This is a genomic window from Pseudomonas sp. CC6-YY-74 (genome assembly GCF_002025205.1).
Classification (GTDB): Bacteria; Pseudomonadota; Gammaproteobacteria; order Pseudomonadales; family Pseudomonadaceae; genus Aquipseudomonas; species Aquipseudomonas paeninsulae.
Map to the genome: position 1 here is coordinate 3,244,727 of NZ_CP019947.1, position 25,044 is coordinate 3,269,770.

Annotated in this window: 26 protein-coding genes; 23 read left to right on the plus strand and 3 right to left on the minus strand. The window is 65.5% G+C overall.

The features are described from left to right. Positions 1–78: 78 nt before the first annotated feature. The 3 genes from trxC (at position 79) to B2D37_RS14760 (ending at position 1,934) form a co-directional block, all read left to right on the plus strand. Positions 79–513, plus strand: a complete 435-nt coding sequence (gene trxC / locus B2D37_RS14750; RefSeq protein WP_079203393.1) for a thioredoxin TrxC — start codon at positions 79–81, stop codon at positions 511–513. Positions 514–606: 93 nt separating this feature from the next. Beyond that, positions 607–1,050: a PaaI family thioesterase gene (locus B2D37_RS14755; RefSeq protein WP_079203394.1), complete on the plus strand. Its 444-nt coding sequence runs from the start codon at positions 607–609 to the stop codon at positions 1,048–1,050. 86 nt (positions 1,051–1,136) lie between these two features. After that, positions 1,137–1,934: a universal stress protein gene (locus B2D37_RS14760; RefSeq protein WP_079203395.1), complete on the plus strand. Its 798-nt coding sequence runs from the start codon at positions 1,137–1,139 to the stop codon at positions 1,932–1,934. A 150-nt stretch (positions 1,935–2,084) separates the two neighbouring features. Here the strand turns inward: B2D37_RS14760 and B2D37_RS14765 are convergent, their stop codons facing one another. Next, positions 2,085–2,858 (minus strand): ParA family protein, encoded by a 774-nt coding sequence (locus B2D37_RS14765; protein WP_079203396.1) that lies wholly within the window; start codon positions 2,856–2,858, stop codon positions 2,085–2,087. 239 nt (positions 2,859–3,097) lie between these two features. Between B2D37_RS14765 and B2D37_RS14775 the strand changes: the two genes are divergently transcribed. The 20 genes from B2D37_RS14775 to B2D37_RS14870 all read left to right on the plus strand — a co-directional run bounded on the left by B2D37_RS14775 (position 3,098) and on the right by B2D37_RS14870 (position 22,187). Next, positions 3,098–3,811 (plus strand): beta-ketoacyl synthase chain length factor, encoded by a 714-nt coding sequence (locus B2D37_RS14775; protein WP_079203398.1) that lies wholly within the window; start codon positions 3,098–3,100, stop codon positions 3,809–3,811. After that, positions 3,784–4,614, plus strand: coding sequence for a 1-acyl-sn-glycerol-3-phosphate acyltransferase (locus B2D37_RS14780; RefSeq protein WP_079203399.1), 831 nt, complete (start codon positions 3,784–3,786; stop codon positions 4,612–4,614). Before B2D37_RS14775 ends, B2D37_RS14780 begins: the two co-directional genes overlap by 28 nt. Continuing rightward, complete coding sequence (locus B2D37_RS14785) at positions 4,574–4,834, plus strand: phosphopantetheine-binding protein (protein WP_079203400.1); 261 nt, start codon at positions 4,574–4,576, stop codon at positions 4,832–4,834. The genes B2D37_RS14780 and B2D37_RS14785 overlap by 41 nt, the downstream gene beginning before the upstream one ends. An 11-nt stretch (positions 4,835–4,845) precedes the next feature. Further along, entirely contained in the window at positions 4,846–5,100 is a 255-nt protein-coding gene (locus B2D37_RS14790) for an acyl carrier protein (RefSeq protein ID WP_079203401.1), read from the plus strand. 28 nt (positions 5,101–5,128) lie between these two features. After that, on the plus strand, positions 5,129–5,674 hold the full coding sequence (locus B2D37_RS14795) for a hypothetical protein (RefSeq protein WP_079203402.1): 546 nt from the start codon (positions 5,129–5,131) through the stop codon (positions 5,672–5,674). Further along, the gene (locus B2D37_RS14800) at positions 5,671–7,329 is read left to right on the plus strand and encodes an acyl-CoA synthetase family protein (protein ID WP_079203403.1); all 1,659 of its coding nucleotides are present in this window, start codon (positions 5,671–5,673) and stop codon (positions 7,327–7,329) included. Before B2D37_RS14795 ends, B2D37_RS14800 begins: the two co-directional genes overlap by 4 nt. A gap of 27 nt (positions 7,330–7,356) precedes the next feature. Further along, positions 7,357–8,091: a glycosyltransferase family 2 protein gene (locus B2D37_RS14805; protein ID WP_079203404.1), complete on the plus strand. Its 735-nt coding sequence runs from the start codon at positions 7,357–7,359 to the stop codon at positions 8,089–8,091. Further along, positions 8,088–9,032 (plus strand): glycosyl transferase, encoded by a 945-nt coding sequence (locus B2D37_RS14810; RefSeq protein ID WP_079203405.1) that lies wholly within the window; start codon positions 8,088–8,090, stop codon positions 9,030–9,032. The genes B2D37_RS14805 and B2D37_RS14810 overlap by 4 nt, the downstream gene beginning before the upstream one ends. Further along, entirely contained in the window at positions 9,013–10,554 is a 1,542-nt protein-coding gene (hutH, locus tag B2D37_RS14815; RefSeq protein ID WP_079203406.1) for a histidine ammonia-lyase, read from the plus strand. Before B2D37_RS14810 ends, hutH begins: the two co-directional genes overlap by 20 nt. A 107-nt stretch (positions 10,555–10,661) precedes the next feature. After that, a complete protein-coding gene (locus B2D37_RS14820; RefSeq protein ID WP_079203407.1) occupies positions 10,662–11,087 on the plus strand; it encodes a thioesterase family protein in 426 nt (141 codons plus the stop codon). Next, entirely contained in the window at positions 11,084–11,707 is a 624-nt protein-coding gene (locus B2D37_RS14825) for an outer membrane lipoprotein carrier protein LolA (protein WP_079203408.1), read from the plus strand. Before B2D37_RS14820 ends, B2D37_RS14825 begins: the two co-directional genes overlap by 4 nt. Positions 11,708–11,711: 4 nt before the next feature. Further along, on the plus strand, positions 11,712–14,063 hold the full coding sequence (locus B2D37_RS14830; RefSeq protein WP_079204992.1) for an MMPL family transporter: 2,352 nt from the start codon (positions 11,712–11,714) through the stop codon (positions 14,061–14,063). After that, on the plus strand, positions 14,060–15,304 hold the full coding sequence (locus B2D37_RS14835) for an NAD(P)/FAD-dependent oxidoreductase (RefSeq protein ID WP_079203409.1): 1,245 nt from the start codon (positions 14,060–14,062) through the stop codon (positions 15,302–15,304). Before B2D37_RS14830 ends, B2D37_RS14835 begins: the two co-directional genes overlap by 4 nt. An 11-nt stretch (positions 15,305–15,315) precedes the next feature. Beyond that, complete coding sequence (locus B2D37_RS14840) at positions 15,316–16,044, plus strand: class I SAM-dependent methyltransferase (RefSeq protein WP_079203410.1); 729 nt, start codon at positions 15,316–15,318, stop codon at positions 16,042–16,044. Beyond that, positions 16,041–16,541, plus strand: a complete 501-nt coding sequence (locus tag B2D37_RS14845) for a DUF3261 domain-containing protein (RefSeq protein ID WP_079203411.1) — start codon at positions 16,041–16,043, stop codon at positions 16,539–16,541. Before B2D37_RS14840 ends, B2D37_RS14845 begins: the two co-directional genes overlap by 4 nt. Continuing rightward, positions 16,541–17,755: a beta-ketoacyl-[acyl-carrier-protein] synthase family protein gene (locus tag B2D37_RS14850; RefSeq protein ID WP_079203412.1), complete on the plus strand. Its 1,215-nt coding sequence runs from the start codon at positions 16,541–16,543 to the stop codon at positions 17,753–17,755. Before B2D37_RS14845 ends, B2D37_RS14850 begins: the two co-directional genes overlap by 1 nt. Beyond that, positions 17,752–18,216, plus strand: a complete 465-nt coding sequence (locus B2D37_RS14855; protein ID WP_079203413.1) for a hotdog family protein — start codon at positions 17,752–17,754, stop codon at positions 18,214–18,216. The genes B2D37_RS14850 and B2D37_RS14855 overlap by 4 nt, the downstream gene beginning before the upstream one ends. A 372-nt stretch (positions 18,217–18,588) precedes the next feature. Next, a complete protein-coding gene (fabG, locus tag B2D37_RS14860; RefSeq protein ID WP_079203414.1) occupies positions 18,589–19,317 on the plus strand; it encodes a 3-oxoacyl-ACP reductase FabG in 729 nt (242 codons plus the stop codon). Continuing rightward, entirely contained in the window at positions 19,317–20,543 is a 1,227-nt protein-coding gene (locus B2D37_RS14865) for a beta-ketoacyl-ACP synthase (protein WP_079203415.1), read from the plus strand. Before fabG ends, B2D37_RS14865 begins: the two co-directional genes overlap by 1 nt. Before the next feature lie 405 nt (positions 20,544–20,948). Beyond that, a complete protein-coding gene (locus B2D37_RS14870) occupies positions 20,949–22,187 on the plus strand; it encodes a serine hydrolase (RefSeq protein WP_218190327.1) in 1,239 nt (412 codons plus the stop codon). 153 nt (positions 22,188–22,340) lie between these two features. Here the strand turns inward: B2D37_RS14870 and hemE are convergent, their stop codons facing one another. Beyond that, a complete protein-coding gene (gene hemE, locus B2D37_RS14875; RefSeq protein WP_079203416.1) occupies positions 22,341–23,408 on the minus strand; it encodes a uroporphyrinogen decarboxylase in 1,068 nt (355 codons plus the stop codon). A gap of 144 nt (positions 23,409–23,552) precedes the next feature. After that, positions 23,553–24,971: an FAD-dependent oxidoreductase gene (locus B2D37_RS14880; protein WP_079203417.1), complete on the minus strand. Its 1,419-nt coding sequence runs from the start codon at positions 24,969–24,971 to the stop codon at positions 23,553–23,555. Positions 24,972–25,044 lie beyond the last annotated feature (73 nt).

Genomic DNA, 25,044 nt, shown 5'->3' on the forward strand with positions numbered 1-25,044 from the left:
CGGTACCCTTGCGGGATTAGCCTTGATAAGTGCACCGGCCGACTCCAGATAAGGGCTATCCCGTCTCTGGAGTCGCTCATGTCCAACCCGCTGCTGATCCCCTGCCCAAGCTGCAATGGCCTCAACCGCATCCCCGCCGAGCGCCTGGGCGACAATCCGCGCTGCGGGCGCTGCAAGCATGCAGTGGTGGCGAGTACACCGTTCGAACTGACCCAGGCCAACTTCGCCAGCCAGCGCAAGGGTGATTTACCGTTGCTGGTGGATGTCTGGGCCGACTGGTGCGGCCCCTGCAAGGCCTTCGCACCGACGTTCAACCAGGCGGCCAGCCAACTGCAGGGCCGCTGTCGCCTGGGCAAACTGGACAGCGAGGCCAACCCGCAACTGTCCAGCCAACTGGGCATTCGCTCGATCCCCAGCCTGATCCTGTTCAAGGGCGGTCTTGAAGTGGCGCGCCAGAGTGGCGCACTGTCGCTGCCGCAATTACTCGGTTGGCTGCGTGAGCAAGGAATCTGAACGAATCGGTCAACCCGCGGCTGGCATTACGGTCATTACCCAGCGGCCGCTCAACCTTTAAGTTGACCTGACCATCACCCAGGGAGCCGAACAATGCCGATGCCTATTGAACTGGTGCGCCAACTCACCGAAGAACAGATCGCCTTCGTTAAACGTAGCGGTCTCAAGGCCGAAGTGCTCGAACCGGGCCACGTGCGTCTGTGTATGCCGCTTACCGGTAACCAGAACCATATCGGCAGCATGTACGCCGGCGCACTCTTCACCCTGGCGGAGATCCCCGGTGGCGCACTGTTTCTCACCAGCTTCGACAGCCAGCGCTTCTACCCGGTGATCAAGGAAATGAACCTGCGCTTTCGCCGTCCGGCCTTGGCCGATATTCACGTCGAGGCCCGACTCGATGCCGAGCAGATCGACCGGCTGCAGAGCGAGGCGCAATCCAAGGGCAAGGCCGATTACCTGCTGGAATTGCAGCTGACCGACGCCAGTGGCGAAATAGTGGCCGAGAGTCGCGGCCTCTATCAATTACGTGCTCACTGACGCCTGGCCTTGCCTTGAATCAAAAGAACGACTATTGCTTGATGGATAATAAATCGCCGACATCCATCGGCCGGAGATTTGCCCCCATGTTCACCCATATCCTGATTGCCCATGATTTGCGCGACACGGCCGATATGGCCCTGTGCCGCGCCACCCAGCTGGCACAGCAACACAACGCCAAGCTGACGATATTGCACGTTCTCGATCCCACCCAGAGCAGCAAGGAGCATGAGCAGGCACACCAGACCCTGGATCGCAGCCTGACCCGATACGCCCCGCCGGGCAGCAAACTGCGCCTGATCAGCGGCAAACCTTCCGAGGTGGTGCTGCAGCAAGTGCAGGAACTGGGTTGCGACCTGCTGGTATTGGGCGCCCACCACCAGCGCCATGATTTCTTCTCCGGCACCAGCCTGGACCGTATCGCCAGGAACTGCAGCGTGCCGCTGCTGCTGGTGGCGCGCAATGAGCCCCAGCCCTACCAGCGCGCCCTCGCCGCCATCGACTTCTCCCTCTGCGCCTGCAGTGCCCTGGAGCAGGCCTATCGCCTGCTACCGGCAACGGCCGAACTGCATGCACTGCACGTGTTCGAGCCGGACAAGGGCACGGCCAAGCAAGTCGAGGCGCAGTTGCAGATCCAGCGCGCCTTGATCGACCAGCTGCTGCAGGACGAAGCACAGATCCTACCCGCCGATGGTCCGAGCCTGACCCATTCGGTGCAACAAGGCGGCATCCTGCGCAAACTGCAGGAACAGCTGAAAACCCGCCGCAGCGAGCTGTTGGTACTCGGCAGCCATGGCCGCAGCGCCTTTTCCCAGGCATTGCTCGGCAGCCTGGCGCAGCATTTCCTGCACAAGGCGCCCTGCGACATTCTGGTCGTGCGCTAAACAGCCGTCAGCCGAACAACACAACAAAAAGGCGCCAGTGGCGCCTTTTTGTTGGCTATATCCCTGCTGAGGGTCGCAAGTCCCAGGGCCGCCGTCGGTTACCCGTCGATACCTGGCGGGTTTTGCCCACTTGGTCGTTACTCAGCCCGTTCAATCGGCCGCATTGAGCAAGTCGTGCAATTCGACGAACTGCTGGGTCAACTTGTGCCGTGCATCCAGATAGATCAACGGCGTGCAGACCTGGTGCGATTCACGCATGCGCACCGAACTCATCAGGTTCACCGGCAACACCGGCAAGCCCTCCGCGATCAGTTCATCGAGCAACTGCTGCGGTAAGGTCGCACGGGGCTGAAACTGGTTGACCACGATGCCCTCGACCTCCAGCCCTTCGTTGTGGTCTTCCTTGAGTTCCTCTATTTCCTGTAACAGGCCGTACAGGGCCTGTCGCGAGAAACTGTCACAGTCGAAGGGGATCAACACCCGATCAGCGGCGATCAACGCGGAAACCGTGTAGAAATTCAACGCCGGCGGTGTATCCAGGTAAATCCGGTCGTAATCCCCGGCCAGCTCATCGAGCAATTTGCGCAGCTTGTTGATCTTGTGTTTCGACTCCAGCTTGGGCTGCAAGTCGGCCAGCTCGGCCGTAGCCGTGACCACGTGCAGGTTGGCAAACGGCGTCTCGTAGATATCGACCCGGCCTTTCTTGGCAAACGGGCCACTGGTCAGGCTGAGCTTGAAGAACTCGGCGATGCCCGTGGGGATCTCATCGCCCGTCAAGCCCGTGAGGTAGTGAGTGGAGTTGGCCTGGGAATCCAGATCGACCAATAGCGTGCGGTAGCCCTGCGAGGCACTTACTGCCGCCAGGTTGCAGGCAATGCTGGACTTGCCCACTCCGCCTTTCTGATTGAACACCACACGCCGCATGACAAACCTCCCTGATTTCGTTGGCCTTGGATTCTATGCAAAGCGCAGGACAAGGGCGAGGTCGGCGTCTGAAATCGCCCGCCCATCCATCAGAGGCATTCTGGCAAAGTTTGCGCAGAGGGCCGGCGACCTAGATAATGCGCTACTTCGCCATGGCGCCGCCGACAACTCAACCCGTCGCGCGAGACAGCCGCAGTTGACTAAGGACGCCCACAAGGGCCGGGAAAACGCTTGATGTGATGCATTTCAGGATCGAGCAATGGCGTGCTTGGGCCCCCGGCCTGGAGAGCATTGATGACTGGCGCACCTGGTGCGCGGCACCTGTGCGCCTGGCTGACGGCCAGCAGCAACCGGATGTCAGCTTCCTCCCGGCCATGCAACGCCGACGCCTCAGCCGCCTGGCGCGGATGCTGTTCCAGGTTGCCTGGCCGCTGGCCGACGCTTACCCGGCCTTGCCCCTGATCTTCGCCTCGCGCCACGGCGAAACGCCGCGCACCCTGGCCATCCTCAGCGACCTGGCGCGCGACGAGCCCCTGTCGCCGACCCAGTTCAGCCTTTCGGTGCACAACGCCATCATTGGTCAATGGTCGATCCTGCGTGGCGACACCAGCGAGATGAGCGCCGTGGCCGCTGCCGGCGATGGCCTCGAGCACGCCATGCTGGAAGCCAGCATGCTGCTCGGCGAGGGCGCTCCGGCAGTGCTGCTGGTCATCGCCGAAGAAACACCGCCAGCGCTGTATGCGCCCTATGTCGACGACGTGCCTTTCCCCTACGCGGTGGCCTTGCTGCTGACACCTGGCGACGACTGGCACCTGCAACTGTGCAGCGGTACCGGCCAAAAAGCCGCATGGCCACACCCCATCAGCCTGCTGCGTACGCTCTGCAGCGGGCAGCCGACCCTCGTGCATCACTGGAACAACCGTCAATGGACCTGGTCACACAACAAGGCCTGAGCCCATACAGCGCGCCCCTCTGGTGGCGCCTGATCGCCACGGCGCTGAGCTTTGCCCTGTTCGGCATAGGCGGCGTGCTGCTGCGCGTACTGGTCTTTCCCGTATTGGCCCTGCTGCCGGGCAACGCCGAGGCGCACCGCTACCGCGCCCGCCGCGTGATCAGCTGGGCGTTCAGGGCTTTCATCCAGTTCATGTTCCGCAGCGGGGTGCTGACCTACGAGGTGCAAGGTGCCGAACGCCTGGGCCGGCCGGGCCAGTTGGTACTCGCCAACCACCCATCGCTGATCGACGTGGTGGCGCTGATCGCCTTCATTCGCGATGCCAACTGCGTGGTCAAGCAGAGCCTGTGGGACAACCCCTGCATGCGCGGACCGATTCGCGCCGCCCAGTACATCAGCAACAGCGGCAGCATGGACATGCTCGACGAGGCCGCCGCCGCCCTGCGCAGCGGCCAGACCCTGGTGATCTTCCCCGAAGGCACGCGCACCACACCGGGGCAGCCGCCCGAATTCCATAGAGGCGCCGCCGCCATCGCGCTACGCGGTGCGCGCGTCGTCACCCCGGTGACGATCAGCGTGACCCCAACCACGCTGACCAAGGCCGAGCCCTGGTACCGTATTCCGCCGCGGCGTTTCCATATTCACCTGCGTGTGGGCGAAGATATCGACCCGCAACTGTTCAGCGCGCAGGGCGCGGCGCCTATCGCCTCGCGTAAACTCAACGAATTTTTGCACCACCACTTCATTAAGGAGCTCGCCGTAGATGAGCGATTTACAGCTGGAAATCAAGCATCTGATCATTGAGGCCCTTGGCCTGGAAGACATGGTGGCCGCAGACATCGGCGCCGATCTGCCGCTGTTCGGCGAAGGCCTTGGACTGGACTCGGTGGACGCCCTGGAGCTGGGCCTGGCGATCCAGAAGCGCTTCGGCATCAAGATCGACGCCGAAGCCAAGGACACCCGTAAGCACTTTGCCAACGTGGCCAGCCTGACGGCCTTCGTTGCAGCACGGCAAACGGCCTGAGGATGCAGCACATGCAAACCCGTGATGAAATCTTCGCCACCCTGCGCACCGCCATGGTCGAACTGTTCGAGCTGGATGCCGAGCGCGTGACCCTGACAGCCAACCTCTACCAGGATCTGGAAATCGACAGCATCGATGCCGTCGACCTGATCGATCACATCAAGCGCCAGACCGGCAAGAAAATCGCCGCCGAGGAGTTCAAGTCGGTGCGCAGCGTGAGCGATGTGGTCGAAGCCGTGCACCGCCTGGTCAACCCGGACAGCTGATGGGCGGACCGTTAATGAAGAATCGCGCATGAGTCGCCTGCTCGGCCTGCTGTTGGTCGTGGCCGGCCTGGCCTATCCGTTTGCCGTGTATTTCGGCATGGAATACCTGTCGCCCCGCGTCTTCGCCGCCCTGCTGGGCGGGCTCTGGCTGGCACGCCTGCTGCTTGGCAAGCAAGGCGCGGGTGGGCGCTGGATGGCCGCCTCGGTGTTGGCCTTCTGCCTGCTGCTGGGCCTGGCCGGCGAGCCGGCGCTGCTGCGCTGGTACCCGGTGTTGATCAACCTGCTGCTGCTCGGCCTGTTTGCCCTCAGCCTGAAAATCGGCCCACCGCTGGTGGAACGCCTGGCGCGCCTGCGCGAGCCGGAACTGCCCGAGGTGGCGGTGCATTACACCCGCCAGGTGACCAAGGTCTGGGCGCTGTTCTTTCTCGGCAACGGCCTGATCAGCGCCGTCCTGACCCTGTGGGCGCCGCTGTTCTGGTGGACCCTCTACACCGGACTGATTTCCTACGGCCTGATCGGCCTGCTGTTCGCCGGCGAATGGCTGGTGCGCCAGCGCGTAAGGCGCCTGGCATGAGCTGGATAGGTCTTGATTGCTTGCTGCTCAACCCCGAGCCCAGCCGCCAGGTTACCCCGGACCTCGACCACGCCGAGCTGTGCCAACGGGCGCGGCGCCTGGGTGGTCAGCTGCGGGGGCAGAACGTGCAGCGCGTCGCGCTCTACCTGGAAGACGCCGCCGACCTGGCGATCGCCCTGCTCGGCGCCTGGCTGGCCGGTGTCCATGTGCTGCTCCCCGCCGATGCCCAGCCGCAGACGCGTCTGCAGCTGGCGAGCCGGATCGACCTGTGGCTCGATGCCCTCGATCCCGCCGGCGCCGCCGAGCCCCTGCAGGCCCGCGCCCTGGACCTCGACCAGTGCCGACTGACCCTGTGCACCTCCGGCTCCAGCGGCGAGGCCAAGCTGATCGACAAGAGCCTGCGCCAACTGAACAACGAAGTCGCAGCGCTGGAACAGCTGTGGGGCGCGGCCCTGGGCGACGCGGTGATCGTCGCCAGCGTGGCCGCCCAGCACATCTACGGCCTGTTGTTCCGCGTGCTCTGGCCACTGTGTGCCGGCCGCGCCTTCCTGCGCCGCGCGCAACCGTTTCCCGAGGACATGCAACGCACCAGCCTGGAACAACCCACGTTCGCCTGGGTCGCCAGCCCGGCCTTGTTGAAACGCATGGGCGACAACCTCGACTGGACCGCCCTGCAGCCGTTGCGCCAGGTGTTCTCCTCCGGCGGCGCCCTGCCAGTCGAGGCCGCACAGCTGTTGCACGCCCAGCTCGGCCAGTGGCCAACGGAAATCTACGGCAGCTCGGAAACCGGCGGCATCGCCTGGCGCCAGGGCGATACGCCCTGGCAACCGTTCGCCGGTGTCGAGCTGGACGTCAACGCCGAGGGTGCGTTGAGGCTGACCTCGCCCTACCTGCCGGCCGGCCACTGCGAGCAGACCGCCGATGCCGTCGAGCTCCAGGCCGACGGCCGCTTCGTCCTGCGTGGACGCCTGGACCGCATCGTCAAACTGGAAGAAAAACGTATCTCCCTGCCCAAGCTGGAACAGGCCCTCATGGCGCATGCCTGGGTCGGCGATGCGCGTCTCGGGGTGATTCAGCAGGGCCGCGCCTTCCTCGGCGCCCTGCTGGCCTTGAGCCCGGCCGGCGTGCATGCGCTGCGCAACCAGGGCCGGCGCAGTGTCACCGAGACCCTGCGCCAGCATCTGGCCGGGCACTGCGAAGCCATCGCCCTGCCGCGACGCTGGCGCCTGCTCAGCCAGTTGCCCTACAGCAGCCAGGGCAAGCTGGCCCAGGCCACGGTCGAGGCCCTGCTCGCCGCACCACGCCCGACCCAGATCGAGCCGCTGAGCGCCGTGGAGCGCGACGGCGAATGGCAGCTTGAACTGGAGGTGCCGCTGGATCTGGCCCACTTTAGCGGCCACTTTCCGCAGACCCCGGTGCTGCCGGGCGTGGTGCAGATCGACTGGGCGCAACAACTGGCGCGGCAACTGATCGAGCAACTGCCACCGCGCTTCGTCGGCATGGAAGTGTTGAAATTCCAGCAACTGGTGCGTCCCGGCGATCCCCTGCAACTGTCGCTGCGTTTCGACGCCACCCGCGGCAAGCTCTACTTCACCTTCCGCAACGGCGACAAGGCCTGCTCGTCTGGGCGCATCTTGCTGGGACAAGCCCTGTGAACGGCTGTTACCGGTTGGCGACGCCAGATGCATAAGCCCTGCGCGGTGATCCCGGTATACAACCACGAACACGCCCTGCCGGCGGTGGTGCAGGCCTTGCGTGACGCCGGGCTGCCCTGTGTGCTGGTCGACGACGCCTCCAGCCCGGCCTGCGCCGCGACCATCGATCGCCTGGCCAGGCAGGCAGACGTCTACGTGCTGCGCCTGCCCGTCAACCAGGGCAAGGGCGGCGCAGTGATGGCCGGCCTGCGTGAAGCTGCGCGACTGGGCTGCAGCCACGCCCTGCAGGTGGACGCCGACGGCCAGCACGACCTGAGCGGGCTGGCGATCTTCCTCGCCGCCTCGCAGGCCGAGCCGCAAACCCTGATCTGTGGCTACCCGCTATACGACGCCAGCGTGCCGAAAAGCCGCCTCTACGCGCGCTACCTGACCCATGTCTGGGTGTGGATCAACTGCCTGTCGCTGAGCATTCGCGACTCGATGTGCGGCTTTCGCCTCTACCCGTTGCCCGCCACCCTGGCGCTGCTCGACGCGGTGGCCATCGGCCGGCGCATGGACTTCGACACCGAGATCCTGGTGCGCCTGTACTGGCGCGACCAGCCAATGCGCTGGCTGCCGGTGCGCGTGAACTACCCGAGCGACGGCCTCTCGCACTTTCGCCTGTGGCACGACAACGCACTGATCTCGAAGATGCACGCCAAACTGTTCTGCGGCATGCTGCTGCGCGCCCCGCAGTTGCTCTGGCGCCGGTGGCGTGCATGAGTGCGCGGCCAAATAGCCAGCACTGGGCCGCGCAGCAAGAGCGCGGCAGCTTCCTGCTGATGAAGTTCATCGCCCTGGCCGTACGCCTGCTCGGTCGCCGCGCGCTCAGCCCGCTGCTCTATGCGATCGTCCTGTACTTCTTCCTGCTCGGCGGCAAGGCCCGGCGGAGCATCTGGCACTACCAGCACAACCTGGCCAACTGGAGCGGGCGCAGCGAACTGCAGCCCAGCCGCCTATCGGTGTTCCGTCAATTCATGGCCTTCGCCGACTCCCTGCTGGACAAACTGGACGTCTGGAACGACAGGCTGAGCCTGCAGGACATCGACCTGGTTGACCGCCATGACCTGCACGGCCACATGCAGGACGCGCGCGGCCAGATGCTGGTCGGCGCCCACCTGGGCAACCTGGAAGTCTGCCGCGCGCTGGCCGAATTGAACAATAAAGTGCGCATGAACGTGCTGGTGCACACCAAGCATGCAGAGCAGTTCAATCGCCTGCTCGGTGAAGCCGGGGCCAGCAACCTACGGCTGATTCAGGTCAGCGAACTGGACCCGGCGATCATGCTGCAACTGTCCGAGCGCCTGGAGCGCGGCGAGTGGCTGGCCATCGCCGGCGACCGCGTGCCGCTGCATGGCGCCCGCAGCGTCACGGTGGATTTTCTCGGCCAGAGCGCCGCCTTCCCCCAGGGTCCCTGGTTGCTGGCCGGCTTACTGCGCTGCCCACTCAACCTGATGAGCTGCCTGAAGATCGACGGCCGCTACCAGGTGCTGCTCGAACCCCTCGCCGACCGCGTGCAATGGAAGCGCGGCGAACGCGACGCCGTGATCCGCACCTGGGTCCAACGCTACGCGCAGCGCCTCGGCCAACTCTGCCTGGATGCCCCGCAACAATGGTTCAACTTCTACCCGTTCTGGAAGCAAGATGACGACATACCTGGCTGAACCCGTGGTGTTCGGCGAACAACCGCTGAGTATCGAGAACATCAACGTCCTGTCCCAGCGCCGTGCCCAGGCCTTGCTGCAGGACGATGCCGCCTACCGCGAGATGATCGCCAAGGGCCCGCGCTTCCTCGACACCCTGCTGGACAAGGAAGGCGTGATCTACGGCGTCACCACCGGCTACGGCGATTCCTGCGTGGTGGCCGTGCCGCTGCACCAGGTCGAGGCGCTGCCGCGCCACCTCTACACCTTCCACGGCTGCGGCCTCGGCCAATTGCTCGACGAAGCGAGCACCCGCGCGGTCCTGGCCGCGCGTTTGCAGTCGCTGTGCCAGGGCGTATCCGGGGTGCGCGTGGAGCTGCTGGAACGCCTGCGCGCCTTTCTCGAGCATGACGTGCTGCCGCTGATCCCCGAGGAGGGCTCGGTCGGCGCCAGCGGCGACCTGACCCCGCTGTCCTACGTGGCCGCCACCCTCAGCGGCGAGCGCGAGGTGCTGTATCGCGGCCAGCGCCGCAGCGCCGCCGAGGTGCATGCCGAGCTGGGCTGGACGCCGCTGACCCTGCGCCCCAAGGAAGCGCTGGCACTGATGAATGGCACGGCGGTGATGACCGCCCTGGCGTGCCTGGCATTTTCCCGCGCCGAGTACTTGCTCAAGCTGGCCACGCGCATTACCGCGCTCAACGTGGTGGCGCTGGAAGGCAACCCGGAGCACTTCGACGAGCGCCTGTTCGCCGCCAAGCCACACCCGGGCCAGATGCAAGTCGCGGCCTGGCTGCGTCACGATCTGGCCATCGCCGCGCCGACCGCGCCGCTGCACCGCCTGCAGGACCGCTACTCGCTGCGCTGCGCACCGCATGTGCTCGGCGTCATGGCCGATAGCCTGGGCCTGCTGCGGCAGTTCATCGAAACCGAACTGAACAGTGCCAACGACAACCCGCTGATCGACGCCGAAGCCGAACGCGTACTGCACGGCGGACACTTCTATGGCGGCCATATCGCCTTTGCCATGGACAGCCTGAAGAACCTGGTCGGCAACGTCGCCGACCTGCTCGACCGCCAGCTCGCCCTGCTGGTCGACTCGCGCTACAACCATGGCCTGCCGAGCAACCTGTCCGGCGCGCCGGCGGTCACCGCGATGATCAACCACGGCTTCAAGGCCGTGCAGATCGGCGCCAGCGCCTGGACCGCCGAAGCGCTGAAGAACACCATGCCGGCCAGCGTGTTCTCGCGCTCCACCGAGTGCCACAACCAGGACAAGGTAAGCATGGGCACCATCGCCGCGCGCGACGCCCTGCGCAGCCTGGAGCTGACCGAACAGGTCGCCGCCGCCACCCTGCTGGCGGCCAACCAGGGCGTGTGGCTGCGCCTGCGCGACGGCAAGAGCGACATCCCCGCACCCGTGGCGGCCATGCGCGAGCAACTGGCCGCCGACTTCCCGCCGGTGATCGAAGACCGCGCCCTGGAAGGCGAACTGCGCCTGTGCCTGCAACGCATCCGCAGCCAGCACTGGAGGTTGTATGGGTAAGCATCGAATATCTCGCAGGAGCGGGCCATGCCCGCGAAACGGGCTCCGCGCATGCTTCGCGGGCATGGCCCGCTCCTACGGGTTTTCTACGCATCTGGAGCATGGCCATGCGTAAGGCCGGGGTGCTGCAAGCCGAGATCGAGATGGTCGTGCCCTTCTTCGACGTCGATTCGATGGAGGTGGTCTGGCACGGCCACTACGTCAAGTATTTCGAAGTGGCGCGCTGCGCGCTGCTCGACAAACTCGGCCACAACTACACGCACATGCTCGCGGCGGGCTATGCCTGGCCGATCATCGACCTGCAGGTGCGCTATATCCGCGGCGCCCGCTTCGGCCAGAAGATCATCGTGCGCGCCGACCTGATCGAGTGGGAGAACCGTCTGAAGCTCCACTACCTGATCGCGGATGCCGAGACCGGCGAACGCATGACCCGCGGCAGCAGCGTCCAGGTCGCGGTGGACATCGCCAGCCGCGAGATGCAGCTGGCCTCGCCCAGGGTCTTGGTCGCCGCCGTGGAGCAAGCCCTCGCATGAGGCGCTGGTCACAATCCGCAAGGCGCGCCATCTGGGCCAGCGCCGCCGCCATCGCACTGTTCGGCGCCAGCCTGGCACAGGCCTTCGACCTCGATCAGCTCAGCGCCCAACTGGCCAAACCGGCGGTGGTGCGCGGCCCGTTCATCCAGGAAAAACACCTGCGCGCCCTGCCGCAGCCGCTGACCAGCCGTGGCCAATTCGTCCTGTCCAGCGAGCACGGCCTGCTCTGGCAACTGCGCAGCCCGCTGCAGCAGGACTACCGCATCGACGACCGCGGGATCGCCCGACGCACCGCACAAGGCTGGCAGCAACAATCCGCACAGGACGTGGCCGCGCAACAGAGCCGGCTGTTCCTCGCCGTGCTCAAGGGTGACCATGCCGGCCTGGCCGACGACTTCGAGCTGCAGTTGAGTGGCACAGCCGAGGCCTGGCAGCTCAGCCTGACCCCGCGCTCGCGGCTGCTGCAGCAGATTTTCAAGGTCATCCATATCCAGGGTGGCGCACTGGTCGAACGCATCGAGTTGGCGGAAACCCAGGGTGACAGCACCCTGCTGCGCCTGCCGCAGAGCCAGGCCGGCAGCGCGCTGAGCGAAGCGGAGCGCCAAGCCTTTGGCCCTTGAGCGCCTGGCGACGCAGCGGTTCCTGCCGCGCCTGTTCCTCGCCCTGCTGCTCGCGCTACTCGCCCTGAGCGCCTGGCAGTGGCGCGCCGGCCCACCGGTGCAGGCGAGCATGCTCGCCCTGCTGCCGCAAGGCGCGGGCGACGAATTGGTCCTGCAGGCCGAACAGCGCATGCAGGAACCCCTCAATCGCGAGCTGCTGATTCTGGTTGGCCATGCCGAGCGCGAGCAGGCCATTGCCCTGGTGCAGCGCGTCGGCCGGCAATGGGCTGAATCGGCACGCTTCGAGCAGGTGCAGTGGAACCTGCAGGCCGATCTCGCCCCCCTGCGCCAGCAGTTGCGCGCCAGCCGCCTGGCCCTGCTGCCGCAAGCAGATCGGCAACTGCTGATCGAACAACCCGACAGTTTTATCCAGCAACGCGCCGCCCAGCTGTTCGACACCTTCGCCGGTTTCAACCTGCTGCCCATCGAGCAGGACTGGCTGGGCCTGGGCGCCCGCGCGCAACAGGCGCTCAACCCGCATCAGCGGATCCAGACCGACCTCGGCAGCGGCGCCCTGCTGGTCGAAGACCAGGGCCTGACCTGGGCGCTGCTGCGCGCGCGCATCCAGGGCGACTCATTCGACCTGCAGGCACCGCCCGCGATCGCCGCGCAGGTGGCCGACGCGCGTACGCGGGTGACCGCCGCGGGCGGGCAACTGCTCGCCGCCAGCGGTTTGCTTTATGCCGCCGCCGGCCAGGCCAAGGCGAGCCGTGAAATCACCTGGATCGGTGGCGCCGCGACCCTCGGCATCCTCCTGCTGTTGCTGCTCAGCTACCGCCGCGTGCGCGTGCTGGTCAGCCTGCTGCCCATCGGCGTGGCGCTGCTGGCCGGCTGCGCCGCCTGCGTGCTGGTGTTCGGCCAGATCAATGCGCTGACCCTGGTGCTCGGCGCCAGCCTGATCGGCGTAGCCGCAGACTATCCGCAACATTATCTGAGTAAAAGCTGGAGCAGCTTGCGCGATCGGGGCGACTGGCACAGCTGGCAGGTCTTGGCTGTCACCTTGCCCGGCCTGAGCCTGAGCCTGGGCACCAACCTGATCGGTTACCTGGCGCTGGCCTTCACCCCGTTCCCGGTGCTGACCCAGATCGCCGTGTTCTCCGCCGCCGGGCTGATCGCCGCCTACCTCTGTGCGGTGTGCCTGCTGCCGGCCTGGCTTGACGGCCTGCAACTGCAGCCAGCGCCCGGACTACTGCGCTTTAGCGAAAAGCTGCTCAGCGTGCGCGCGCGTCTGCTCGCCCTCACCGGCAACTGGAAACTGCTGGCATTGCTCATGCTGTTCTGCGCCGCCGGCCTGCTCCAGCTGCAGACGCAGAATGACCTGCGCCAGTGGCTGGGCGCAGAACCGCAACTGCTCGACGAAGCCCAGCGGATCGCCGAGCTGACCGGGCAACAACCCACCAGCCAGTTCTTTCTGGTGCGCGCCGCCGATGAGCAACAGTTACTCCAGCGCCAGGCGGCCCTGAGCGAACAGCTGGCGCGTGCCGTGACCGACGGCAAGCTGCTCGGTTACCGCGCCCTCAGTCAACTGGTCGCCCCGGCCACCCAGCTGCAACCACTGCGCGAGGCGCTGCAAGCCCTGCCGCAACACTGGCAGCCGCTGCTGGCGGCCGGCATTCCCGAAGAGGTGCTGAACGCGGAACTCGCGCAACTGCTGGAGCGCGACCAACCGCGCCTGGCCCAAGCCCTCGCCGGCCCACTCGGCGAAGCCTGGCGCCCGCTCTGGCTCGGCCACAGTGCCGGCGGCGTGGCCGGTCTGGTGAGCCTGCAAGGGCTGAACGATACGGCGGTGCTGCACAGCATCGGCACCGGGCTCGACGGCGTGCAGCTGGTGGACCGTCTCGGCGAGCTGAACCGCCTATTCAGCGCCACGCAACTGAGCGCGGCGCAGCTCAAACTGCTGTCCTGTGCGGCGATTGTGCTGTTGCTGTGCCTGCCGTTCGGTTTCGCCGGCGCCCTGCAGATCGTCTGCCTACCCTTGCTGGCCGCCCTGGCGGCACTCGCCTGCCTCGGTTGGCTGGGCCAACCGCTGACCCTATTCAGCCTGTTCGGCCTGTTGTTGATCAGCGCCATCGGCGTCGACTACGCGATCCTGATGCGCGAAAATATCGGCGGCCAGGCGGTGAGTCTGCTCGGCACCCTGCTCGCGGCCCTGACCAGCTGGCTGTCCTTCGGTCTGCTGCTGCTCAGCCAGACCCCGGCCATCGCCAACTTCGGCCTGGCCATCAGCCTCGGTCTGTTCTTCTGCTTCCTGCTGTCCCCTTGGGCCACTCCCACTCGCAACACCACCGCCGATCACGAGACGCACAGCCCCTTATGACGTCACTTGAAGTCGAACAACGCCAGATCGTGGTCATCGGCGCCGGACCCTCTGGCGCCATCGCCAGCGCCCTGCTCAAGCGCAACGGCCATGACGTGCTGGTACTGGAACGCCAACGCTTCCCGCGCTTCTCGATCGGCGAGAGCCTGCTGTCGCACTGCCTGGACTTCCTCGAGGAGGCCGGGATGCTCGAGGCGGTGCAGGCGGCAGGCTTCCAGACCAAGCATGGCGCGGCCTTCGCCTGGGGCGAGCGCTACAGCGACTTCGACTTCCGCGACGGCTTCACCCCAGGCAAGAGCTCGACTTATCAGGTGCAGCGCGCCGACTTCGACAAGCTGCTGGCCGATCAGGCCGAGCTGCAGGGCGTGGAGATCCGTTACGAGGAAGAAATAGTCGCCGCCGATTTCAGCGGCGCCTGCCCGCGGCTGTCGGTACGGCGACTGGCCGACGGCCACGAATACCAGGTGGAATGCGCCTTCGTCCTCGACGGCAGCGGTTACGGGCGCGTGCTGCCACGCCTGCTCGACCTCGACATCCCCTCGAATTTTCCGGTGCGCCAGGCACTGTTCACCCACGTCGAGGATCGCAGTGCCGACAGCGGCTTCGACCGCGAGAAGATCCTCATCACCACCCATCCCGACATGCAGGATGTGTGGTTCTGGACCATTCCCTTCAGCAATGGCCGCTGCTCGGTCGGGGTGGTCGCCGATGTCAGCCGCTTTGCCGGCCGACCTGACGATCTGGATGCCTGCCTCAAGCAATTCGTCGCACAAACCCCCAGCCTCAACCGCGTACTGGCCAACGCCGTATGGGACACCCCGACCCGGGCCATCGGCGGTTACTCGGCCAACGTCAAACGCCTGCACGGACCGGGCTTCGCCCTGCTCGGCAACGCCGCGGAATTCCTCGACCCGGTGTTCTCCTCCGGGGTCACCATCGCCATGCGCTCGGCGAGCATGGCCGCCAGCGTGCTGCACCGGCAGTTGAGCGGCGAGCAGGTGGACTGGCAAGAAGACTTTGCCGTCCCGCTCAAGCGCGGCATCGATACCTTCCGGGTCTACGTCGAGGGTTGGTACGACGGCTCCTTCCAGGACGTGATTTATTTCCCGCACGCCTCGGTGGATATTCGCCGAATGATCAGTTCGATCCTCGCCGGCTATGCCTGGGACGAGAAAAACCCCTATGTCGCCGAGCCCAAACGGCGCCTGCGCGTACTGGCCGAACTCTGTGCCACCCACTGATAAGGACATCAATGAACAACCCTGCCAGTAGCTACGTTGAAGAAACCGGATTCGGTTTCTGGTTCCTGCAGAGCCGTGTCTGGGAGCAGCACGTACTGCGCGTGGCGGTCGCTGACCTCAAGCGCCTGATCGACGCGCCACTGCCCAGCGCCGCGGTGCTGCTGGATGCCGGCTGCGGCCAGGGCAAATCGTTCCGCCTGCTGCAGCAGGCGTTCGCCCCCGCGCAGCTGATCGGCCTGGATGCCGACCCGCACAGCCTCGCCTGCTCGGCCCGAGAAGCCGAGCGTCAGGGCCTGTCCGTGCGCCTGCTCGCCAGCGACTGCGCGGCGATCCAGTTGGACGATGCCAGCGTCGATATGCTCTTTTGCCACCAGACCTTTCACCACCTGGTCGAGCAGCAACAAGCCCTCGCCGAATTCTGGCGCGTACTCAAGCCCGGCGGCCTGCTGCTGTTCGCCGAGTCGACCAAGTTCTATATCGATACCTGGGTGATCCGCTGGCTGTTCCGCCATCCGATGCAGGTGCAAAAAAGCGCCGAGCAATACCTCGACATGCTGCGCGACCAGGGCTTTGAGTTTGCCGAGCGCAACGTCTCTTACCCCTACCTGTGGTGGAGCCGCGCCAAGGACTTCGGTCTGCTCGAACGCTGGGGCCTGCGCCAGCCAAAACCGCCCGGCCAGCGTGACGAAACCCTGGTCAACCTGGCTGCTCGCAAACCGCTGGAGCAACCCCGGCCATGAGGCGTCTCTTGCTGCTCGGTATCGGCCTGCTGCTGACGGCCTGCGCAGCCCGCACGCCGCTGCCGTTGATCCCGCCAATCCTCGCCACGCCACTGCCTGTAACCCTGCAAATCCAGCGCGAGCAGGCCGGCGAACAGCGGTTCTGGTGGCTGGTGCTGCAGGCTGAGGGCCCAGCCCTGCGCTGGTCGTTGCTCGACCAGCTCGGCGTACCCCTGGCGCGTCAACTGTGGCAGGACGGCGCCTGGCGAGCCGACGGCCTGCTACCGCCAAATGGCGAAGCACTCGAGCTGTTCGCCGCCCTGCTGTTCGCCCTGACCCCGTCCGACGCCTTGGCCAGCAGCTATACGCCAGCGACCTGGCAATTGCTGGCCGACGGTCAGCGCCGGCTTACCCCCCACTGGCTAATCAGCTACCGTGCGCCCCTGGACTTCACCCTGAACCAGGCGCACGACCTGAGTTACCGGGTCCACGTGCTCTCCAACCAGGAGATTCCCTGATGCCCGGCTACCTCAACGCCCTTGGCCTGATCTGCGCCCTCGGCCAGGACAAACAGGCTGTCGCCGATGCCTTGTTCGCCGGCGACAGCAGCGGCATGCGCGCACAGGACGGCTGGGTCAGCGGCCGCAGCCTGACGGTCGGCGCGGTGCATGCCGAATTACCGCCGATGCCGAGCGGCATGCAGGCCTCGTTCAGCCGCAACAATCAGTTGCTGCTGGCCGCCGCACTGCAGATCGAGCCGCAGATCCGCGCCGCCATCGCCGAGTACGGTGGCGCACGCGTCGGCGTGGTGCTCGGCACCAGCACCTCGGGCATTCACGAAGCCAGCCAGGGCATTGCCCGCTTCCTTCACGACGGCGCGTTGCCGGCGGACTATAGCTATGCCCAACAGGAAATCGCCGCCCCGGCCAGCTTTCTCGCCGAGTGGCTCGGCCTGAGCGGCCCGGCCTACTGCCTGTCCACCGCCTGCACCTCCAGCGCCCGCGCCCTGCTCAGCGCCCAGCGCCTGCTGCAGCAGGGCATGTGCGACGCCGTGTTATGCGGCGGCGTGGACAGCCTGTGTCGCCTGACCCTGAACGGTTTCAGCGCGTTGGAAGCGGTGTCTGCCGAACCCTGCAATCCCTTCTCGTTGAATCGCCAGGGCATCAATATTGGCGAAGCGGCGGCGTTGTTTGTCATGACCCGAACGCCGCTGACCCACGGCGAGGCTGCAGCCGCAGAAGCGCCGATCGCCCTGCTCGGCGGCGGCGCCAGCTCGGATGCTTACCACATCTCCGCGCCCGAACCCCAGGGCCTTGGCGCCCAGCAGGCGATGCGCAAGGCCCTGGCCGCCGCAGGCGTAGCCGCCGAGGAGATCGACTACCTGAACCTGCACGGCACCGCCACCCAGCACAACGATGCGATGGAAAGCCTGGCGGTACAGGCCGTGTTTCCCCAAGGCGTACCCTGTTCCTCGACCAAGCCGCTAAGCGGCCACACCCTGGGCGCCGCTGGAGCGCTGGAGGCGGCGTTCTGTTGGCTGACCCTGAGCGCCTACAACCGCGATCAGCGCCTGCCGCCCCATCTGTGGGACGGCCAGAGCGATCCGCAACTGCCGCGCCTGCAGCTGGTCGACGCGCATGCCGCGGTCGCCAGGCGCCCGCAGCGGCTGATGAGCAACTCGTTCGCCTTTGGCGGCAGCAACCTGTCGCTGATTCTCGGAGCCCTGCCATGAGCCTGTGGCCCATCGCCGAATTACTGCCACATGCCGGCGACATGATCCTGATCGACGAAGTGCTGCACTTCGCCGAAGACGATGTCGAAACCCGCCTGACCGTGCGCCCCGGCGGCCTGTTCAATCAAGCCGACGGTAGCCTGCCGGCCTGGGTCGGCATCGAGCTGATGGCGCAAAGCGTGGCCGCCTACGCCGGCTGCCAGGCGCGCCAGGCCGGCGTGCCGGTGGCGCTGGGCTTCCTCCTCGGCACGCGCAATTTCCAATGCAACGTCGAGCGCTTCCCCGCCGGCAGCGAACTGCATATCCAGGCCCAGCGCTCGCTGCAGGACGACAATGGCATGGGCGTGTTCGCCTGCCACCTGCGCGGCCCCGGCATCCATGCCGAAGCGCGCCTCAACGTCTTCTGCCCGCCGCAGGTGGCCAGCTACCTGCAAGAACAACCCGAGGAAGCCACGCCATGACTGGCCCGACTCTGCTCAGCGGTCCCAGCCGTGGTCATAGCGCCCGCACCAGCGTGGCAAGTCGCCGACCATATTTCCGAGAGACTGCACATGACTGATCCGATTCTGCTCACCGGCTCCAGCCTCGGTCATAGCGCCCGCGCCAGCGTGACAAGTCGCCGACCATATCTTCGAGAGACTGCACATGACTGATCCGATTCTGCTCGCCGGCTCCAGCCGCGGTCATAGCGCCCGCGCCAGCGTGGCAAGTCGCCCGGCGCATTTACGGGAGATCGCACATGACTGATCCGATTCTGCTCACCGGCTCCAGCCGCGGTCATAGCGCCCGCGCCAGCGTGGCAAGTCGCCGACCATATCTTCGAGAGACTGCACATGACTGATCCGATTCTGGTCACTGGTTCCAGCCGCGGCATCGGCCGCGCCATCGCCCTGCGCCTGGCCCAGGCCGGCTTCGATATCGTCCTGCACTGCCGCGCCCGGCGCGACGAGGCCGAGGCGGTACAAGCGCAGATCCAGGCGCTGGGCCGCCAGGCGCGCATCCTGCAGTTCGATGTCGCCGAGCGTGCCGCCTGCCGAGAAGTACTCGAAGCCGATGTGGAAAAACATGGCGCCTACTATGGCGTGGTGTGCAACGCCGGCCTGACCCGCGATGGCGCCTTTCCGGCACTGAGCGAAGACGACTGGGACCAGGTGCTGCGCACCAATCTCGACGGTTTCTATAACGTCCTGCATCCGCTTACCATGCCGATGATCCGCCGGCGCCAGCCGGGGCGCATCGTCTGCATCACCTCGGTATCCGGGCTGATCGGCAACCGTGGCCAGGTCAATTACAGCGCGTCCAAGGCCGGGGTCATAGGGGCGGCCAAGGCCCTGGCCATCGAGTTGGGCAAACGCAGAATCACGGTCAACTGCGTGGCGCCGGGCTTGATCGACACCGAGATGCTCGACGAAAACCTGCCGCTGGAGGACATCCTCAAGATGATCCCCGCCGCACGCATGGGCACCCCGGCAGAAGTGGCCGGGGCGGTGAATTTTCTGATGTCCGAGGAGGCGGCCTACATTACCCGTCAGGTCCTCTCGGTAAACGGTGGGTTGTGTTGATGAAACGAGTCGTAGTCACCGGCATGGCCGGCATCACCTCGCTGGGCAGCGACTGGGCAAGCATCGAGGCGAACTTGCGGGCCGGCAAGAGCGGCATCCGCTACATGCACGAGTGGGATCGTTTCACTGAACTGAACACCCGCCTCGGCGGGCCAGTCGATGACTTTGCGGTGCCCAAATACTGGACCCGCAAACAACTGCGCAGCATGGGCCGGGTGGCCAAGCTGGCAGTCCGGGCGGCGGAGCAGGCACTGGACGATGCCGGCCTGCTCGGCGACGAGTCGATCAAGGATGGACGCATGGGCGTGGCCTGCGGCTCCTCCACCGGCAGCACCGAGGAGATCAAGGCCTTCGGCAACATGCTGCTCAACTCGGTGGCCGACGGCCTCAACGCCAACTCCTATGTGCGCATGATGCCGCACACCACGGCGGCCAATATCAGCATCTTCTTCGGTCTCAAGGGCCGCCTGATCCCGACTTCCAGCGCCTGCACCAGTGGCAGCCAGGGTATCGGCTACGCCTATGAGGCGATCAAGTTCGGCCGCCTGCCGCTGATGCTCGCCGGCGGCGCCGAGGAACTCTGCCCGACCGAAGCCATGGTGTTCGACGCGCTCTACGCCACCAGCCTGAAGAACGACACCCCGCAGTCTTCGCCGCGCCCCTACGACAGCGCTCGCGATGGTCTGGTGATCGGCGAAGGCGCCGGCATGCTGGTACTGGAAGAACTGCAGCACGCCCTGGCGCGCGGCGCCCACATCCACGCCGAGATCGTCGGCTTCGGCAGCAATGCCGACGGCCAGCACGCCACCAAACCGGAGCTGGTGACCATGCGTGGCGCCATGCAGTTGGCCCTGGCAGACGCCAACCTGGAGCCCGCAGCGATCGGCTACGTCAATGGTCATGGTACCGCCACCGAGCAGGGCGACATCGCCGAGTCCCTGGCCACCAGTAGCCTGTTCGGCGCACAGATGCCGATCAGCTCGCAGAAGAGCTTCCTCGGTCACACCCTCGGCGCCTGTGGTGCACTGGAATCCTGGTTCAGCATCGAGATGATGAACCGCGACAGCTACGTACCTACCCTCAACCTCGACCATATCGACCCGGCCTGCGGCGAACTGGACTACCTGCGCGGCGAATTCCGCCAGATGAGCAACCAATACGTGATGAACAACAACTTCGCCTTCGGCGGGGTCAACACCTCGTTGATCTTCCGCCGCTGGCGCTGAAATCCACTCACAACGGCCGGAGATTAAGGAATGTCCCAGCTGATTCACACACTGCTGCGGTGGATCGGCCGGAGCGCCCTGGCCGGCGGTACCAGCAAGCCAGTCGAGCACACCCAGCAAACCGCCCCGGCCCCCAGCGCAGGCATCAACGCGGACATGCAACGGGCGATCGTCCGCGCCCTGAGCAACGCGAATGGCTGCTGCAGGTCGGCCCGAGCGAGATCCAGGCCGAGGTCACCCTGCGCGACCGGCATCACGTGCAGATCGGCATGCCCTACAGCGTCGAGGCCTGAGTTACCGGGACAGCAAGATCCCCCGCCACTACAACCCCTGGGTCAACAACCTGCGCGTGAGCATTCCCCAGCAACTGCAAGCGCCGCGCCTCATCCCGCACCAGGCCGCGGCGTGAGGCCAGCGGCCGTCGCTCGCGGGCTCGGCAAGCTGCTGGGCACCGGCCTGGCGCTGTCGTTTCTCGCCGCCTGCGGCACCTTGACCCGCATACCCCTCGACCCAGCGGATCGGCAAGGCCTGCGGTTCGCCCACGACGGTGGCTGGCAGGCCGAGGTGGACGCCCTGGCCCAGCCGCTGATCGAGCGCAAGCGCACCCCGGGCCTGGTGGTCGGCGTGCTGAGCGCCGATGGGCAAAAACACTTCTTCGGCTATGGCGTTACCGATCGGCACAGTCGCAGACAACCGGATGGCAACACCCTGTTCGCCGTCGGCTCCGTGAGCAAGGGCTTTATGGGCAACGTCGCCGCCATGCTGGTACAGGATGGCCTGCTCAGTTGGGATGACGACCTCGAACACCTGCTGCCCGCCGATACCCGGCTAAGTGACGACGCCAAGAAGATCACCCTGCTGCAACTGGCCACCCACACCGCAGGTCTGCCACGCCAACCGATGACGCCGCGGACGCTGAGCTACTTCATCGAGTACCTGTTCACCGGCAACAATTTCTACCGTCACTTCGATCGTCACTACCTACTCGACTACCTGGCCGACTTCGACGGCCCCGAGCAGGTCGAACCGCACTACTCGAACATCGGCTACGGCCTGCTCGGCCATGTGCTGGAGCTACGCAGCGGCAAGAAGATCGCCGAACTGGTGCAGGAGAGGATTCTCACCCCCCTGCATCTGAACAACACCGGCTACCCTCCCGAACAGCTGAGCGGCTATCGCGAGCGGGCTCGCGGTCATGCCGGCGACCAACCCAAGTTCATCCGCCGCGGCCAGCCCGTGCCCGACTGGCAATTCAGCGAGATCCTGCAGGGTTCCGCGGCACTCTACTCGAACGCCGCAGACCTGCTCGACTATGCCGCGGTGCACCTGCACGGCAGTGCCCACGCGAAGCTGGATGCGGCGCTGCTGGACAGCCTGCGGGTACGCGTCGAGCGCCCGCAAGAAGCCGCCGCCATCGCCTGGGTTGTCGATGACATCGACGGGCAGAAAATCACCTATCAGATCGGCCTAGTCGCGGGCTACTCCAGTTACCTGGGCCTGGACAGCCGGCACAAGACCGCCGTGGTGGTGCTGCAGAACAGCTTCAACTGGACCAACGCCATCGGCCATCGTCTGTTGCTGCGCATGGCCGGCTCGGCGGACCCGCAAAGCGACAGCGGCCTGCAGGCGACGCTGCAGCCCTAAGAGCCCGGCCCGGCAGGCCCCGTAGATCCGCTGTGCATATGCAAGGTCTGCGGGATCCACCCAGTTCTCCAGCCCGGCTGCAGTCCGGGAACGCTTCGCCAGGCACTGGACTCCCCGGACTGCATCGCACTCCGCGTCGACGAGCCGACCAGTCTAGCGGTGATAGGCCGCCGACAGTTCATGCACCGCCTCGAGGAAGGCGCCGGCATGGGCCGGGTCGACCTCCGGGGTGATGCCGTGGCCGAGGTTGAACACATGACCCGAGCCCTGGCCATAGCTGGCGAGAATACGGGCCACTTCGGCGCGGATGGCCGCGGGCTGGGCGTAGAGCACGGTCGGGTCCATATTGCCTTGCAGGGCAACCTGGCCACCGACGCGGCGCCGCGCCTCACCGATGTCACAGCTCCAGTCCAGGCCGAGGGCATCGGCGCCAGTCGCCGCCATGGATTCCAGCCACATGCCGCCGTTCTTGGTGAACAGGATCACGGGCACCTTGCGCCCGTCATGCTCGCGGATCAGGCCATCGACAATCTTCTGCATATAGACCAGGGAGAACTCCTGATAGGCCGCCGACGACAGGTTGCCGCCCCAGGTGTCGAAGATCTGTACCGCCTGGGCACCGGCAAGGATCTGCCCGTTGAGGTAGCCGATCACCGACTGTGTCAGCTTGTCGAGCAGCGCGTGCATGGCCTGCGGGTTGTCATAGAGCATCGCCTTGGACTTGCGGAAGTCCTTCGAGGAACTGCCTTCGACCATATAGGTAGCCAGGGTCCAGGGGCTGCCGGAGAAGCCGATCAGCGGCACGCGGCCGTTCAGCTCGCGGCGGATGGTGCGCACGGCGTCCATCACGTAGCCGAGGTCTTTTTCCGGGTCGGGAATCGGCAGGGCCTCGACATCGGCGGCAGTGCTGATCACTTTCTTGAAGCGCGGGCCTTCGCCAGTCTCGAAGTACAGGCCCTGGCCCATGGCATGGGGGATGGTCAGGATGTCGGAGAACAGAATCGCCGCGTCCAGTTGCGGGTAGCGATCCAGCGGCTGCAGGGTGACTTCACAGGCGAACTCGGGGTTCATCATCAGCTTCATAAAGTCACCCGCCTTGGCCCGGCTGGCGCGGTACTCCGGCAGATAACGGCCGGCCTGACGCATCATCCACACCGGGGTGACGTCGACGGGCTGCTTGAGCAGGGCACGCAGGAAACGGTCGTTCTTCAGGGCGGTCATGGCAATTCCTGAGCAATAAGTCGTCGGCATAAAAGTGCGGGTATTTTCGCAGACCACCAAACAAAAGGCACGGCGGGTGCCGTGCCTTTTGTTCATTGCGACGATTTGCCACTACGTCACGCTAAGCGTAGCGAGCGCAGCAGCTTAGACGCCGAGGTAATCCAGGATGCCTTCGGCGGCGTTACGCCCCTCGAAGATCGCCGTCACCACCAGATCGGAACCGCGCACCATGTCGCCACCGGCGAAGATCTTCGGGTTGCTGGTCTGGTGCTTGAACTGCGACTGTTCCGGGGCAATCACGCGGCCCTGACTGTCGGTCGCAATGGTGAATTGCTCGAACCAGGGCGCCGGGCTTGGCCGGAAGCCGAAGGCGATCAGCACGGCGTCGGCCGGGATGATTTCCTCGGAACCGGGAATCGGCTCGGGGCTGCGGCGACCACGGGCATCCGGCTCGCCGAGACGGGTCTCGACCACCTTGACGCCTTCGACCCGGTCCTCGCCAACGATGGCGATCGGCTGGCGGTTGAAGAGGAACTTAACCCCCTCCTCCTTGGCGTTCTTCACTTCCTTGCGCGAGCCCGGCATGTTTTCTTCGTCACGACGATAGGCGCAGGTCACGTTCCTGGCGCCCTGACGGATCGCGGTGCGGTTGCAGTCCATGGCGGTGTCGCCGCCGCCGAGCACGACGATGCGCTTGCCCTTGGTGTCGATGAAGTCTTGCGTATTCTTCTCGAAGCCGAGGTTGCGGTTGACGTTGGCAATCAGGAAATCCAGGGCGTCGTACACGCCAGGCAGATCCTCGCCGGGGAAGCCGCCCTTCATGTAGGTGTAGGTGCCCATGCCCATGAACACGGCATCGTATTCCGCGAGCAGGGCCTCCATGGTCACGTCCTTACCGATCTCGGTGTTCAGCCGGAACTCGATGCCCATGCCGGTAAAGACTTCGCGACGATGGCTCAGCACGGTCTTTTCCAGCTTGAACTCGGGGATGCCGAAGGTCAGCAAACCGCCGATTTCCGGGTTCTTGTCGAACACCACCGGGGTCACACCGTTGCGCGCCAATACGTCGGCGCAGCCCAGGCCCGCCGGACCGGCACCGATCACGGCGACACGCTTGCCGGTCGGCACCACCCCCGACATGTCTGGACGCCAGCCCATGGCAAATGCCGTATCGGTGATGTATTTCTCCACCGAACCGATGGTCACCGCGCCAAAACCGTCATTGAGGGTGCAAGCACCCTCGCACAGGCGATCCTGCGGGCACACGCGGCCGCAGACTTCCGGCAAGGTGTTGGTCTGGTGCGACAACTCGGCGGCGGCGAGGATGTTGCCCTCGGACACCAGTTTCAGCCAATTGGGAATGTAGTTGTGCACCGGGCACTTCCACTCGCAATAGGGGTTGCCGCAACCCAGGCAACGGTGCGCCTGCTCGCAGGCCTGAGCCGGTTTGAAGTTGTCGTAGATTTCGACAAATTCTTTCTTGCGCTGACGCAACAGCTTCTTCTTCGGGTCATTGCGCCCGACATCGATGAACTGGAAGTCGTTATTCAGACGTTCAGTCATAGCAAACCTCTTTACAGCAGCTGCAAGCTACAGGTTGCAAGCTGCAAGACTCATCACGTTAGCTGCACGCCCC